At 34.3% G+C, this 15,736-nt stretch carries 13 protein-coding genes; all 13 read left to right on the top strand.

Annotated features, from left to right (window positions below):
* The first annotated feature begins 155 nt into the window (after positions 1-155).
* The 13 genes from pta to BMY18_RS17020 all read left to right on the top strand — a co-directional run bounded on the left by pta (position 156) and on the right by BMY18_RS17020 (position 15,434).
* Positions 156-1,151, top strand: coding sequence for a phosphate acetyltransferase (pta, locus tag BMY18_RS17080; protein WP_092456481.1), 996 nt, complete (start codon positions 156-158; stop codon positions 1,149-1,151).
* Between the two features lie 38 nt (positions 1,152-1,189).
* A complete protein-coding gene (locus BMY18_RS17075; RefSeq protein ID WP_092456477.1) occupies positions 1,190-2,389 on the top strand; it encodes an acetate/propionate family kinase in 1,200 nt (399 codons plus the stop codon).
* Between the two features lie 231 nt (positions 2,390-2,620).
* On the top strand, positions 2,621-3,148 hold the full coding sequence (locus BMY18_RS17070; protein ID WP_092456474.1) for a YceD family protein: 528 nt from the start codon (positions 2,621-2,623) through the stop codon (positions 3,146-3,148).
* Positions 3,149-3,150: 2 nt separating this feature from the next.
* Positions 3,151-3,330: a 50S ribosomal protein L32 gene (gene rpmF / locus BMY18_RS17065; protein WP_092456471.1), complete on the top strand. Its 180-nt coding sequence runs from the start codon at positions 3,151-3,153 to the stop codon at positions 3,328-3,330.
* Positions 3,331-3,465: 135 nt separating this feature from the next.
* Entirely contained in the window at positions 3,466-3,699 is a 234-nt protein-coding gene (locus tag BMY18_RS17060; RefSeq protein WP_092456468.1) for a hypothetical protein, read from the top strand.
* Between the two features lie 329 nt (positions 3,700-4,028).
* On the top strand, positions 4,029-5,321 hold the full coding sequence (locus BMY18_RS17055; protein WP_092456465.1) for an MFS transporter: 1,293 nt from the start codon (positions 4,029-4,031) through the stop codon (positions 5,319-5,321).
* Positions 5,322-5,964: 643 nt separating this feature from the next.
* On the top strand, positions 5,965-7,035 hold the full coding sequence (gene plsX, locus BMY18_RS17050) for a phosphate acyltransferase PlsX (protein ID WP_092456462.1): 1,071 nt from the start codon (positions 5,965-5,967) through the stop codon (positions 7,033-7,035).
* 34 nt (positions 7,036-7,069) lie between these two features.
* On the top strand, positions 7,070-7,300 hold the full coding sequence (acpP, locus tag BMY18_RS17045) for an acyl carrier protein (protein ID WP_092456569.1): 231 nt from the start codon (positions 7,070-7,072) through the stop codon (positions 7,298-7,300).
* 131 nt (positions 7,301-7,431) lie between these two features.
* Positions 7,432-8,127 carry a ribonuclease III gene (rnc, locus tag BMY18_RS17040; protein ID WP_092456459.1) on the top strand — a complete coding sequence of 232 codons (696 nt, stop codon included), beginning with the start codon at positions 7,432-7,434 and terminating at the stop codon, positions 8,125-8,127.
* A 24-nt stretch (positions 8,128-8,151) separates the two neighbouring features.
* Positions 8,152-11,730, top strand: coding sequence for a chromosome segregation protein SMC (gene smc, locus BMY18_RS17035; protein ID WP_092456456.1), 3,579 nt, complete (start codon positions 8,152-8,154; stop codon positions 11,728-11,730).
* 64 nt (positions 11,731-11,794) lie between these two features.
* Positions 11,795-12,817, top strand: a complete 1,023-nt coding sequence (ftsY, locus tag BMY18_RS17030) for a signal recognition particle-docking protein FtsY (protein WP_408645350.1) — start codon at positions 11,795-11,797, stop codon at positions 12,815-12,817.
* A gap of 113 nt (positions 12,818-12,930) precedes the next feature.
* Positions 12,931-14,142 (top strand): threonine ammonia-lyase, encoded by a 1,212-nt coding sequence (gene ilvA, locus BMY18_RS17025; RefSeq protein WP_092456450.1) that lies wholly within the window; start codon positions 12,931-12,933, stop codon positions 14,140-14,142.
* Positions 14,143-14,462: 320 nt separating this feature from the next.
* Positions 14,463-15,434, top strand: coding sequence for a radical SAM protein (locus BMY18_RS17020; RefSeq protein WP_170841464.1), 972 nt, complete (start codon positions 14,463-14,465; stop codon positions 15,432-15,434).
* Positions 15,435-15,736 lie beyond the last annotated feature (302 nt).

Below are 15,736 nucleotides of genomic sequence, written 5' to 3'. Positions count from 1 at the left end.
ATTAAAGTAAAAACTTGTTAATATAGGGAAAATGTTATATAATCTAAAGAATCATGGAGAATTATGTATCTCATAACCAATATGTATTTTCATGAACGGAATCAGCTATTAAAATATGCTGAATAACAAAAAAACTTAAGGAGGCGTCACAAATCATGGGATTTATTGACACTATAAAAGCCAGAGCTAAGTCTGACAAGAAAACAATTGTATTACCAGAATCTATGGACAAAAGAACATTTGAAGCAGCTGAGAAAATATTAAAAGAAGGTATTGCTAACTTAATCATTATTGGTACACCTGAACAAATTGCAGAAAACGGCAAAGGATTTGATATTTCAGGCGCAACTATCGTGGATCCATTTAATGATCCAAACAAGCAGAAATATATTGATTTATTTGTTGAATTACGTAAATCAAAAGGTCTTACAGCAGAAGAAGCAAAGACTACGATTGAAACTGATTATATGTACTATGCATGTCTTATTTGTAAAGCCGGAGATGCTGATGGAGCTGTTTCAGGTGCTTGTCACTCAACAGCTAACACAATCAGACCATGTCTTCAGCTTATTAAAACAAAACCAGGTACAAAGCTTGTATCTGCATTCTTCTTAATGCAAGTTCCTGACTGTGAATATGGCGAAGATGGAATATTCGTATTCTCTGATTGTGGTTTGAATCAAAATCCAACTGCAGAAGAATTAGCAGCAATTGCTGGTTCATCAGCTGCTTCATTTAAAATGCTTACAGGAAAAGAACCTAAAGTTGCTATGCTTTCATACTCATCAATGGGTAGTGCGAAACATGATGATGTAACGAAAGTACAAGAAGCTACAAAAATCGCAAAAGAGAACTATCCTGATTTATTAGTTGATGGCGAACTTCAATTAGATGCTGCACTTGTTCCAAGCGTAGGTTCATCAAAAGCTCCAGGTAGCGCAGTTGCCGGACATGCTAACACATTGATTTTCCCTAATCTTGATGCAGGTAATATTGGTTACAAACTTGTTCAAAGACTTGCAAAAGCAGACGCTTATGGTCCAGTTTTACAAGGCATTGCAATGCCAGTTAATGATTTATCAAGAGGCTGTTTCTCAGATGATATCGTTGGAGTAGTAGCAATTACAGCTCTACAGGCTCAAAATAAATAATTAAGAAATTGAAATGAAAATTAAGGAGAATTTATAAAATGAATATTCTTGTATTAAACTGTGGTAGTTCATCATTGAAGTACCAGTTAATAAACATGACAGATGAAAGCATATTAGCAAAAGGTATTGTTGAAAGAATCGGTATTGAAGGTTCAATACTCACACATAAGCCAACTAGAAAAGCGAAATATGAAGTAGAACAAACAATGCCAGATCACAATGTTGCTGTAAAGTTAGTACTTGATGCTCTTGTTGATTCAGATCATGGCGTACTTAAAAATGTAAATGAAATCAATGCAGTAGGTCATCGTGTACTTCACGCTGGAAAATATTACAGTGATTCAATTATCGTAAACGAAGATGTTAAGAAAGTAATAAGAGATTGTTTCGACTTAGGTCCTCTACATAATCCTGCTAACTTAATTGGTATCGAAGCTTGCGAAGCTGCTATGCCAGGTGTTCCTAATATTGCAGTATTTGATACAGCATTTCATGGCACTATGCCACCAAAAGCTTATCTTTATGCTATTCCTCGTGAATATTATGAAAAATATGATGTTAGAAGATATGGTTTTCACGGAACAAGTCACAGCTTTGTTTCAAAAGAAACAATCAAATTTGCTGGGTTAGATATAAACAATTCAAAAGTAATTGTTGCACATTTAGGTAATGGTGCTTCTATTTCTGCAGTAGTTAACGGCAAATGTGTAGATACTAGTATGGGACTTACACCTCTAGAAGGCCTTATCATGGGTACTAGAAGTGGTGATTTGGATCCAGCTATTGTTGAATTTGTTTCAAAAAGAGAAAATATTTCAGTCAGCGAAATGATTAAAATCCTTAACAAAAAATCAGGCGTACTTGGTATGTCAGGTGGAATCTCAAGCGATTTTAGAGATTTGAAAGCTGCTATGGATAACAAAAATGAGTTAGCAACTGAAACATTACAAGCATATACTTACCGTGTAGCAAAATACATTGGTTCATATGTTGCAGCAATGAATGGTATTGATGCAATCGCATTTACAGCCGGCGTTGGTGAAAATGCTTTCTATATAAGAACAATGGTATGTGCATACCTTGGATATTTAGGTGTAACACTTGATGAAGAAGCTAACCACGCTGCTGTTGGTGAAGAAGCCGTTATCACAACTGCTGATTCTAAAGTTAAAGTATGTGTAATACCTACAAATGAAGAACTTGCAATTGCTAGAGAAACACTTGATTTAGTTAAATAATTGTAATCTTTAAAATGCTGCATAATACCAACGTAATTACAATACAATAACAACAAAATTACAATACAATTATTATGCAATTACTATTCAAGTACAATGCAAATATTGCTAAATTTCTATTGACAAATACAGGCTCCATGCGTATAATAGAAAAAGTGTGGAAAATGTAGACTATTTTGTGATAACAAGATTATTTTTGCATATATAAAATAGTGTGAATTGGAGACAATTGTGCTAATTAATTTAACAGAACTTTTATCAAACGTAGGATATACCAAGACTTTTCAGACTGATATTCTTTTAAATGTATATGAGTCAAACATTGGAACATATGATATTGTTGACAAACAACCACTTGAACTTATTATTACTAATATAGCTAAAAATAAGTTAACAATTAGTGGAGAAGTTGATTTGACTTTCAATATTCCTTGTGATAGATGTCTTGAAGATGTTAAAACGAATATTCGTTTTTCTATAGAGAAAAGCATAGATATGAGTGATGATGTTTCAGACGAGGTAAAAGAATTAGAAGAACAAGACTATATTAATGGATACAATCTAGACGTGGACAAACTTGTTTATGATGAGATTTTGATTAATTTTCCAAGCAAAACTATTTGTAAAGAAGCCTGCAAGGGCTTATGTATGAAGTGTGGAGCGAACTTGAATATTTCAGAATGTAATTGTGACAGACATGTACTCGACCCTAGGATGGCTGCTATCCAAGATATTTACAACAATTATAAGGAGGTGTAACTATGTCAATTTGTCCAAAGAATAAATCCTCAAAAGCCAGAAGAGATAAAAGAAGAGCTAACTGGAAAATGAGCGTACCAAATTTAGTTAAATGTAGCAAGTGTGGCGCATTAATGATGCCTCATAGAGTTTGTAAAGCTTGTGGATCATACAACAAAAAAGAAATTATCAAAGTTGACTAATTTTGATTGAGTGAGAGTTTCGGTAACCCGAAGCTCTTATTTTTTTTGCATTTAATGGTTGTATCAATGTCGAATTGTTGTCATTGACATTAGAATAATAAAATGCTATCGTCAGAATTAGGGGAAGTAATCATAATGAATTCAAGTAATACAATTTATGAGGGAAAAACCACTAACATTGATAAAATTAAATTTCCAGTTAGTGGTGGAAAGGGCGTAGAAAATGGAAAGACAACGGAAGTTGACTACTCAATTTATATTCAAGATATAGGCGCAGATTCTAAAAAGAAATACAAAATGAGAATTTATGGATACCAAGTTTGTACTGCTGATGAAAAAAAAGGTAGGTATATCAGAAATTCATATTGAATCTGAAGATGGAAAAGAATTCAGTATTGGAAAGCTTATAAAATGATAAAAAATTGCAAATGGTGATAAGAGGCTTTTATTCCTAACTAGGATGATAATATATGAATGAATTATATAAATAACATCAAAATTGTTGATTATTATCAATTAAATATATTACAAATTGCACATGTGAAAGGAAGGGAATTCAATGAAGCTTTGTATTGTATCGGCTCCATGCAAAGTCTGATGAGGACGAACCTGTATGGAGCAATAAAATAGTGTCCGTCCAAATGGACTTTGCATTTTAATTTTTCTATATTTATAAAATTAAAAGGAGCAAAGTCAATATGATAAAATTAAAAACACTCTTCAAAGAGCTTCATAGCTTTTTGATTTTATGGTCTACACAATCGTTTTCAGCTTTGGGTAGTTCCATGACAAGCTTTTCCTTGATTATATGGTCATATCAACAACAAGGTTCAGCCCTTACAACAGCATTGTTATCCGTCTGCTCGTATGCACCGTATGTGATTATGAGCATATTTGCGGGTGCGTTAAGCGACAAGTGGAGCAAAAAGGTTACCATGCTTGTGAGCGATAGCTTTGCAGCACTGTGTACAGTCGCTATATTGCTTTTGCTGCAGACCGGTAGACTGGAAATTTGGCATTTATATTTTCTCAATGCTTTAAATGGTTTAATGAATACCGTACAACAGCCTGCTGCAGATGTTACAATTAGCCTATTAACTCCAAAAAAACATTATCAAAAGATCAGTGGAATGCGCTCATTTTCAAATTCCATTGTGAGCATTTTGACCCCTATTATTGCAACAACATTGCTTACCTTAATCAACATTCAAGCAGTCATTGTTTTTGATTTGGTAACTTTTGCAGTGGCGTTTTTTACACTCATGTGTTTTGTTAAAATACCAAAGCTTCAAGATGAGAGTAGTAAGAATGAAACCGTATTGCAATCTGCAAGAGCCGGGCTATGGTATCTGAAGGAAAACAGAGGAATTTTGGATTTGATTCTATTTTTAGCAGTTATTAATTTGATTGCTTCCGTATACAATGCGGCATTTCCAGCTATGATTCTTTCAAGAGAGGGTGGTGGAGATGTAGCACTTGGTATTGTTAATGCGGTTACAGGCGTTGCATTACTGGCGGGAAGTATTATCATTTCTGTATTACCCGAGCCCAAGAGCCGAGTGGGAATGATATGCAATACATTGCTTGTTTCCATGAGTACTGAAAATTTCTTCCTTGCTTTTGGGCGTTCTATTCCCATTTGGTGTATCGGTGCGGCTTTAGGTTGGATTTGCATTCCGATTATGAATGCAAATATGGATGTGTTATTTAGAAATCACATCCCAATTTCAATGCAGGGGCGCGTATTTTCGGCAAGGAATACGCTTCAATTCTTTACAATACCAATCGGTTATTTTCTAGGTGGATTCCTAGTTGACAAAATATTTGAACCACTCATGGCGTCACTTCCAAACGAAAACTTTTTAATAAGCATTTTTGGAAGTGGAAAAGGATCCGGAGCAGCTTTCTTATTCTTTATTATCGCTATAATGGGCATAATAACTTGTCTTTCTTTTAGAAAAGACCCCCATATTTGGGAATTAGAGAATTAGAGAAGCAACCAATTTACTTAATATAACATGATTATGCGCAACACCTTCTCAAACAACGTATATATCAACCACCGAATCACAAAAAGCAAACATAGTAAACATAGTAAACATAGTAAACAAAGCAGACATAGAACCGGCTAGTCAAAATTGAGTAGTCTGTTCTATGTCTGTTCTATGTTTGTTACCTGAATATTGTGAAATTAACATATGAAAACAGTAGAAAATCCAAAAACTCAGCCCCGCTTCTTTTGCACTTTACGCCCCCACTCAACATGTAACCATGAATATTCATTTATACGGATACGATCTGACGCAGACCGGCTGAAAGCAGTGCTCATGTTTTGTCAAGACTCAGATGAAAATCGAACGAAGTGAGAGTTTTCATCATCTCTGAGGCTCGTAAAAAACATACTGCTTGAAGGAAAGGCAAGTCAAATCGTATCCGTATAAATGAATATTCATTCTACCCCCCCCCTCCTTTGCTTTTCTCCCCCCCCCAATATAATCATGCATTTTACGCAGACCGGCTGAGGGATACGAAGTAGCTCGAAGGAAAGGCAAGTAAAATTCATGATTATATTTCCTCTTGATTTTAGTTAGGATATCTAGTATATTATTAGAAGAAACGTCTAGGAGGTAAATAATGGGCGAAATAGTAATAGTTGCCGTTGATGCCATGGGTGGTGATAATGCTCCAGTCGAAATCATACATGGAGCAATTGATGCGGTAAATGCAAAAGAGAACATTAAAGTTATTCTTGTTGGTAAAGAAGATGTCATAAAGAAGGAACTTCTTAACTATAACTTTAATAAAGATCAAATTGAAATTGTACATGCACCTGACATAATTGAAACTTGTGAGCCACCAGTTATGGCAATAAGGAAGAAGAAAGAATCTTCATTAGTTGTCGCACTTAATTTGGTAAAAGACAAAACTGCAGATGCATTTGTATCAGCTGGTAGTTCTGGGGCAATACTTGTTGGTGGACAGTTGATTGTCGGGCGAATCAAAGGCGTAGAAAGACCTCCTCTAGCACCATTAATTCCTACCAAAGACGGTGTTTCACTTTTAGTTGATTGTGGTGCAAATGTGGATGCAAGACCATCTCATTTGGTTCAATTTGCTAAAATGGGTTCAATATATATGGAGAATGTAATGGGTATTAAGAACCCGACTGTTGCCATTGTTAATATTGGAGCTGAAGAAGAAAAAGGAAATCAACTTGTAAAAGAAACTTTTCCATTACTAAAAGCGTGCAGCGATATTAATTTTATTGGAAGCATTGAAGCAAGAGACATTCCGAACGGATATGCAGATGTTATTGTTTGTGAAGCATTTGTTGGCAATGTTATTTTGAAACTCTACGAAGGCCTTGGAGCAACGCTGATTGGCAAGATAAAAGAAGGAATGATGTCATCATTTAGAAGTAAAATTGGTGCATTATTAGTTAAACCAGCACTTAAAAAGACACTGAAATCTTTTGATGCAAGTGAGTATGGCGGAGCACCACTGATTGGATTGAATGGCTTAGTAATCAAAACACATGGTAGTTCAAAAGCGAAGGAAGTTTGCAACTCGATTTTACAATGCCAAAAATTTAAAGAACATAAGATTAATGAAATAATCAAAGAAATAATCGGTAAAGACATCGTAAAAAAAGAAGTACTTAATAAAGAAGTAACTAGTAATGAAGCAACTAGTAAGGAAGAATAAAACTCAGTTTGATATGAAGGAAGGAATATTAATTATGGAATTTGAAAAAATACAGAAAATTATTGCAGAAGTTTTAAATGTTGAGGCTGATGATATTTCGATAGAAACTACATTTGTAGATGATTTGGGAGCTGATTCTTTAGATATTTTCCAAATTATTATGGGTATGGAAGAAGAATTCGATATCGAAATTGCAAATGATGCAGCTGAAAAAATCGTAACCGTTGGAGACGCTGTTGATCAAATCAAAGCAGCTATGAACTAGAATATAACCAATATATAATCTGTGTTATAAGACTGCCATAATAATTATATTGGGCAGTCTTATGACATGTTTGGATATAAAAATATGAAAGCTTGTGTCTTTCAAAAGCAAGCCAAAGGAAAGGAGAAATAATGAGACATAACATCGATTTAAATGGATTTCAGAAATTAATTGGATATCAATTCAAGGACATAACGATGCTAAGAAATGCACTAACGCATAGTTCTTATGCGAATGAGAAGAAAAGCAATAAGTTTAAAGATAATGAACGACTAGAATTTCTTGGTGATGCAGTATTAGAACTTACATCAAGCGAATATTTATTCAAAGAAAATCCCGATTTGGATGAGGGCGATCTCACTAGAATTAGAGCCAGTGTTGTATGTGAGCCTACTCTTGCTTATTGTGCAAGAATGATTCATCTTAGGGATTATATTATGTTAGGGAAAGGTGAAGACCTGACTGGTGGAAGATACCGTGATTCAATCACTTCTGATGCGTTAGAAGCGCTAATAGGCGCAATATATTTAGATGGTAGTTTTGCTAATGCAAAAGAATTTATTCATAAATTCATTTTAAATGATTTAGAGAATAAGAAACTCTTTTTTGATAGCAAGACTATCTTGCAGGAGATTGTTCAAGCAAAAAATAGTGAAGTTGAATATAAGCTATTGAAAGAATGTGGACCGGATCACAGTAAAACATTTGAAGTTATTGTAGTGGTAGATGGTAAAGATATGGAAATTGGTACAGGTAGGACAAAAAAATCAGCTGAGCAACAAGCAGCTTATAATACGATTTTAAAAATTAAAGGAAATACAATTTAAGCGGCAGATGGGAGCAAGATATATATGTATTTAAAAAGTATAGAAGTACAGGGCTTTAAGTCATTTGCCAACAAGATTATATTCGATTTTCACAATGGTATCACAGGGATTGTAGGTCCGAATGGAAGCGGCAAGAGTAATGTTGCGGATGCGGTTAGATGGGTACTTGGTGAACAGAGTGCAAAGCAGCTTCGTGGTTCTAAGATGGAAGATATTATCTTTGCAGGAACGGAAACAAGGAAACCCGTTGGATATGCTTATGTATCAATTACACTAGATAATTCTGATCATGCACTTCAAGTTGAATATGATGAGGTTATTGTTACACGACGCGTGTTTCGTTCAGGCGAGAGTGAATATTTACTGAATGGTCATAACTGTAGATTGAAAGATATCAATGAACTATTCTATGATACAGGTATTGGTAAAGAAGGTTATTCCATTATTGGACAGGGTCAGATAGATAAGATTTTAAGTGGTAAACCAGATGAACGTCGGGAATTATTTGACGAAGCAGCTGGTATTGTTAAGTTTAAGCGAAGAAAAGAAACCGCACAAAAGAAGCTGGAAAATGAAAAAGCGAATTTAGTACGTGTGAACGATATTTTTATGGAACTTGAAAAACAAGTAGGTCCACTTGAAAAGCAGTCTGAAAAGGCCAGAGAATATCTGAAATTAAAAGATAATCTTAAAGTATATGATGTAAATTCATTTTTATTAGAATCTGATCGAATTAAAACAGTATTAGCTGAATTAAATATTAAGCTTGAAATTGCAAACACTGATCTTAACAGTGCTAATTCATCTTATGAAAACACGAAATCCGAATATGAGCAAGCTGAATTACAGTTGTCTCAGATTAATAATGATATTGAAACGACAGCATCACTTCAGTCTGATTCAGAATTAGCGAAAGGCCGTCTAGAAGGCCAGATTAATGTCTTAAATGAGCAAATCAAAACAATTCAGGTCAACGACAAACATTTTAGTGAACGAATTTCCTCAATCAATGATGATATTGCAAAACGTATAGAAAACAATCAGAAATTCACTGAAGAAAAAGCTGAAATCACAAAAAAATTGCAGGAAATAAACGAAAAAGAAGATACCGCGAATCGTTTTCGAAACACGATTGTTGCAACGATTGAAGAACTAACGAAGAATATTGAAAGTAATAAAGATGAAATCTTCGAGATTCTGAATGAAAAATCTTCTGTTAAAGCCAAAAACCAACGCTATCAGACTATGCTTGAGCAGATTAATATTCGAAAATCTGAACTAAATAGCAAAATTATTACTGGCAAGAGTGAAGAAGGCAGTCAAAACATTATAATCAAAGATTTAATTAATGATTTGAATCAAGTTAATAATGATATAAAAGATCTAACTGTTATTATAAAAGACTATGATGATAAAGTAATTCAAATTAAGTCTGAAATAACTGAATTACTTGCTACGATTGATAAGAAACAACAGCAGTATCACAAAGACTTATCTACACTTGAATCTTTAAGAAATATTACAGAGCGATATGATGGATACGGTAATAGTATTCGAAAGATTATGGAATTAAAATCTTCAAAACCAGGTATACTAGGTGTTATTGCAGATATCGTTAAAGTTGAGAAAAAGTATGAAGTTGCTATAGAAACTGCACTTGGTGGTACAATTCAAAATATTGTTACAGATAATGAACAAACGGCTAAAAACCTAATTGAATATTTGAAAGTCAACAAATTTGGACGAGCTACTTTTTTACCATTGGCTTCTATTTCGAATAAAAACACTTTAGAAAAGGATGCTTGCATTAAGGAACCTGGCGTTATTGGCATCGCAAGCAATCTGGTAAAAGTATCATTTGAATATGAAAATCTTGCAAAATACCTACTTGGTAGAGTCCTTGTAGTTGACAATATTAATAACGCTTTAATGATTGCTAAAAAATACAAATATTCGCTTAAAATTGTTACGTTAGAAGGCGAGCAACTTAATCCAGGTGGTTCAATGACTGGTGGTGCATTTAAAAACTCAAGTAATTTACTTGGACGTCGCCGTGAAATTGAAGAATTAAAGGTAAGTGTTGTAGCGATAACAAAGTCCATTGAAGAGCAGAAAGCGATTCTTGCTGACAACAAAAAAACTGTTTCTGAAATTAGAGAACAACTAGATATTAACAACAAACGACTTAGAGAAAAGCAATTGAGCAAAAACACAATTGAAATGAACTATAAGCAGGCTATTATAAAAAAAGATGAAATAATAGCATCTTATAGTGATAGCGCAAACGAAGTAGCAGAAATCGATCGACAAAACGAAGAGATCAACGGTAATCTGCTAGCTGTAAATAATGATATGCAAGCGTTGGACTCTAAGACGAGTGATACTGAATTTACAATTAATGATTTATCAGCACAATTAGAGTTAGAAAAATCGAATGAGTCAAAACATAGCTCCAGCGTCGAAGCAATTCATATTGAATATTCAGAATTGGCGCAGAAAAATTCATTTGTTCAAGAAAATATGAATCGTATAGATTTAGAAATTATGGAATTACATGATGAAATTACAGAACTCCAGAGTCGAATGGGTGAAACTGGAAATGAAATCACAGAAAAGAATAAATCAATAGAGACTATTCAACTAACGATCAATGATGCCCAAAAGCAAATAACCGAATGTATAGAGAAAACCATTTTATTTAAAACACAACGAGACAAGGTTCAAAACAGCCACAAGGCATTTTTTGATAAGCGAGAGACTCTTAGTCAACAAATCAGCAATTTGGATAAAGAGTGTTTTAGATTGAATTCACAAAAAGAAAAGCTGGATGAAACTTATGAATTTCAAATTGATTATATGTGGAACGAGTATGAAATCACATTTAGTTTAGCTGCTAAGTTGCGTGATGAAAACCTTACCGATTTAAGTGAAATTAAAAAGATGATTAATCAGTTAAAAAATACGATCAAATCATTAGGTGATGTGAATGTCAACTCGATTGAAGAGTATAAAAATGTTTCAGAGCGTTATGAGTTCTTGAAAAAGCAACAAGATGACTTGGTTGAAGCAGAGAATACACTACTTAAAATCATTGAAGAACTTGATACTGGAATGAGAATTCAGTTTGAATCCAAATTCAATGAAATCAAAGATGAATTTGATAAAGTGTTTAAGGAGTTATTTGGTGGTGGACGTGGTACTATCGAGCTCGTTGAAGGAGAAGATATCCTTGAGGCAGGAATAACAATTGTTTCTCAACCGCCTGGGAAAAAGCTCCAAAATATGATGCAGTTGTCTGGTGGTGAAAAATCGCTTACAGCAATTTCATTATTATTTGCAATCCAAAACTTAAAGCCTTCACCATTTTGTCTATTAGATGAAATTGAAGCCGCTCTGGATGACTCAAATGTTGCTCGTTATGCCAATTATTTACATAAGCTTACGAAACATACGCAATTTATTGTTATCACTCATAGACGTGGTACAATGGCCGCTGCAGATAGGCTTTATGGTATTACAATGCAGGAAAAGGGTATCTCAACCTTAGTATCAGTTGATCTGATCGTAGATGATTTAGATAAGGCTGATTCAAAGAAAGACTAATATTAGAGACTAATTTAAATACATATATATATTTATATATAAATCACATAATTTATATCGGAGGATGAAAATGCTTGAAGATTTGAGTAGTTCTAGTGATAGTGATACTAGTGATAGTAACTTTAAAGATATCAGTAGCGAAATCGATCAAAAACCAGTTAAAAAAGGCTTCTTCACAAAATTAAAAGAAGGGCTTTCAAAAACCAGAAATAACATTGTTTCCGGAATAGATAATATTTTTAGTGCATTTACAACTATCGATGATGACTTTTATGAAGAACTTGAAGAAACGCTTATTATGGGCGATCTTGGCGTTCATGCAACAATGGCTATCATTCAAGATTTAAAAGAAAAAGTGAAAACAAATAAAATCAAAGATCCCAAAGAATGCAAGTCACTCCTAATTGAGAGTATCAAAGAGCGTATGGATCTAGGTGAAAATGCTTACGAATTTGAAAATCAAAAATCAATCGTTATGTTGATTGGCGTGAATGGTGTTGGTAAAACGACTTCTGTTGGTAAATTAGCTGGACTTTTGAAATCACAAAACAAAAAAGTGCTTATGGCAGCTGCAGATACGTTTAGAGCTGCTGCAATTGAGCAGTTAACTGAATGGGCCCACAGAACGAATTCAGAGATCATTGCACAGCATGAAGGGTCTGACCCAGCTGCGGTTATATTTGATGCAATCGCCGCTGCAAAAGCCCGAAAAACCGATGTTCTTATATGTGATACAGCCGGAAGACTTCATAATAAAAAGAATCTTATGGCCGAATTAGGAAAGATTGACAGAGTAATTGAAAGAGAGTATTCTGATGCATACAGAGAAAATCTAATTGTGCTTGATGGTACAACTGGTCAAAATGCATTGTCTCAGCTTAAGGAATTCAAGGAAGTAACGAATATTACTGGAATCATTCTAACGAAGATGGATGGAACTGCAAAGGGCGGTATTGCTATTGCAATTCAAGCAGAATACGGAATCCCCGTTAAATACATTGGTGTTGGCGAAAAAGTGGAAGACTTACAAAAGTTTAATTCAAACGATTTTGTAAATGCATTATTTGATGCATCAAACGAAGAATAGCTGTAAATACAATATAGTTTATGTATCTATCGAAGTATAAACTTAGATATAGCTTTATCATAAAGAAATCACAAAACAAGCAATTTGCTTACAAATAGGAAGGAAGATCTAGGATGTTAACTTTAAAAAAATTTGAAGAGGCTGCAGAAAAAGTAAAAGAGGTTACACTCCAGACGAATCTTGTCTACAGTGAATATTTTAGTGCACAAAGCGGAAATAGTATTTATTTCAAGCCGGAAAACATGCAATATACAGGGGCTTATAAGGTAAGAGGCGCTTATTACAAAATCAGTACACTTACAGATGAAGAACGTGCAAAAGGATTAATTACAGCATCTGCTGGGAATCACGCACAAGGTGTAGCCTATGCAGCCAAAATCTATGGCGCGAAAGCTATCATCGTTATGCCAACTACAACTCCACTAATCAAGGTAAACAGAACTAAGAGTTATGGTGCTGAGGTTATATTATACGGAAATGTATATGATGAATCATGTGAATATGCGTTATCACTTGCGAAAGAAAAAGGACTTACATTTATTCATCCATTTGATGATTTGGATGTTGCAACTGGTCAAGGTTCAATTGCAATGGAGATTATTAATGAATTACCTACAGTTGATTACATATTAGTACCAGTTGGTGGCGGCGGATTAGCAACAGGTGTTTCTGTACTTGCAAAGCTTCTCAATCCTCACATAAAAGTAATCGGTGTTGAACCTGCCGGCGCTAATTGTCTACAGGAATCACTTAACGCTGGTGAAGTTGTAACTTTACAAAATGTTTGTACAATTGCAGATGGTACTGCTGTTCAAACTCCAGGTAAGAAGTTATTTCCATACCTCCAACAAAACTTAGATGATATCATAACAATTGAAGATGAAGAGTTAATTGTTGCTTTCCTCGATATGGTAGAAAATCATAAAATGATTGTAGAAAACTCAGGACTTTTGACCGTAGCTGCTATCAAACATCTTGAAGTGAAAGATAAAAAGATTGTTTCTATCCTTAGTGGTGGGAACATGGATGTTATTACAATGTCATCAATCGTTCAGCATGGTCTGATTCAAAGAGATAGAATCTTCACAGTTTCCGTTCTTCTTCCAGATAAACCAGGTGAACTTGTTCGTGTTGCTGATATTATTGCAAAAGCAAAAGGCAATGTTGTAAAACTTGAACACAATCAGTTTGTAAGCATCAATAGAAATGCTGCAGTTGAGCTTAGAATTACGCTTGAGGCATTTGGTCATGAACATAAAAATGAAATTGTTGAAAAGCTAGAAGAAAATGGGCTTCGTCCACGGATTGTGAAGACTAATTTGTAGGTTGGTGGGACGGACGACATGGGGGCCATCTAGTTATGCACATACTTCGATTAACGGACACGGCTGCAAATATGTATGCGACTCAGCCTGACACCTGCGGTGTCGGCTGGCTGCACACATATTTGCAGCCGTGTCCGTTAAACTACGTACTTAGCATAACTAGATGGCCCCCGTGTCTGCGCGTTGATGCAACGTACTGCATTAGTAGCGATTAGGGGCTAAGTTTGCTTTGTGGCTGACGGATGAAAGTTGGCGTACCGCCGGAGGCGGTCGCCCGGGCGAACAGAAGAACAGGGGATTAGGAGATGGGGGGATTTGTAATGGAAAAGATAAATGAATATATTAAAAACGTGAAGAGAGTTGAATTTACGGTTACGCATTGTTGCACTAGCAAATGTAAGCATTGCTCTGTTGGTGATGAAAAAGGAAATGAAAGTTTGGATATTGATAGTGCAACTGATTTGTTAGAGGAACTGTCAAAAGTGTTCGAAATAGAATCAGTTATGACATTTGGAGGGGAACCATTGTTGGTTCCTGATATCACATGTGCAATACATAAAAAGGCGAAAGAATGTGACATTCCTGTTCGCCAAATTATTACTAATGGATTTTTTTCAAAGGATAATGAAAAAATCAACAATGTTGCTGCTTTATTAGTAGATAGTGGTGTCAATGATATAATGCTCTCTGTAGATTGTTTTCATGAAGAATTTATCCCATTGCCGAAAGTTTATATGTTTGCTGAAGCATTAAATAAAATTTATCAGAATAAATTACGTTTACATCCAGCATGGGTAATTAATGAAGAAAATGATAATTCATATAATAGAAAAACAAAAGAATGTATTTCTTATTTTGATGAATTAAAGTTAAAAGTGAGTTCCGGAAATAATATATTTCCAGCTGGAAACGCTTTAAAATACCTTTCTCAATATTTTAAAAAGCAACCTATTGATATGAATTTCAAGTGTGGTCAGGCACCATACACCTCAAAATTAACAGAAATCAATCAAATATCCGTGAATCCAAATGGAGATATAATCGTATGTAGTTTTCCTATTGGAAATATAAGAAAACAACATATTCTCGATATTATTAGTAATTATGATCCATTTAGGAATCCATATACAAATGCATTATTACATGGAGGCATTAGCGAACTTTTAACATGTGCCAATAACAATGGTATGAACATTGATAGTTCAAAATTTTATACACCTTGCGATATCTGCCATGAAATTTCAAAGAATTCAAACAGCAAAAAATCGAAACATACAAATAGGGAGTATTAGCAGTTGTTCTTACTGGTAAAGGTCATGCGATTGTTGTAACAAATGTTTATAGAGATATGAATAATCCTTTAGAATATAGAGTCTGTATATACGATTCTAATAGTCCAAATGTCTTTTTATCAGAACAATAGAAAATTACTTCAAAAAAAAATTCACATTGATTCCACAATTTAGTCACATTTGTTACAATGATAAATTGTAAAATCCATATATACGAAACATATAAGGAATGTAATAAAGTGAAAAATAAAACTAGTGTTTTTCACATCCCTTATTTGATTGTCCGCAAAAAAGGACAGATA

Source organism: [Clostridium] fimetarium, assembly GCF_900111235.1.
Taxonomy (GTDB): Bacteria; Bacillota; Clostridia; order Lachnospirales; family Lachnospiraceae; genus Clostridium_N; species Clostridium_N fimetarium.
The sequence above is the reverse complement of the archived record's forward strand: the minus strand, read 5'-3'. Positions and strand labels throughout refer to the sequence as shown.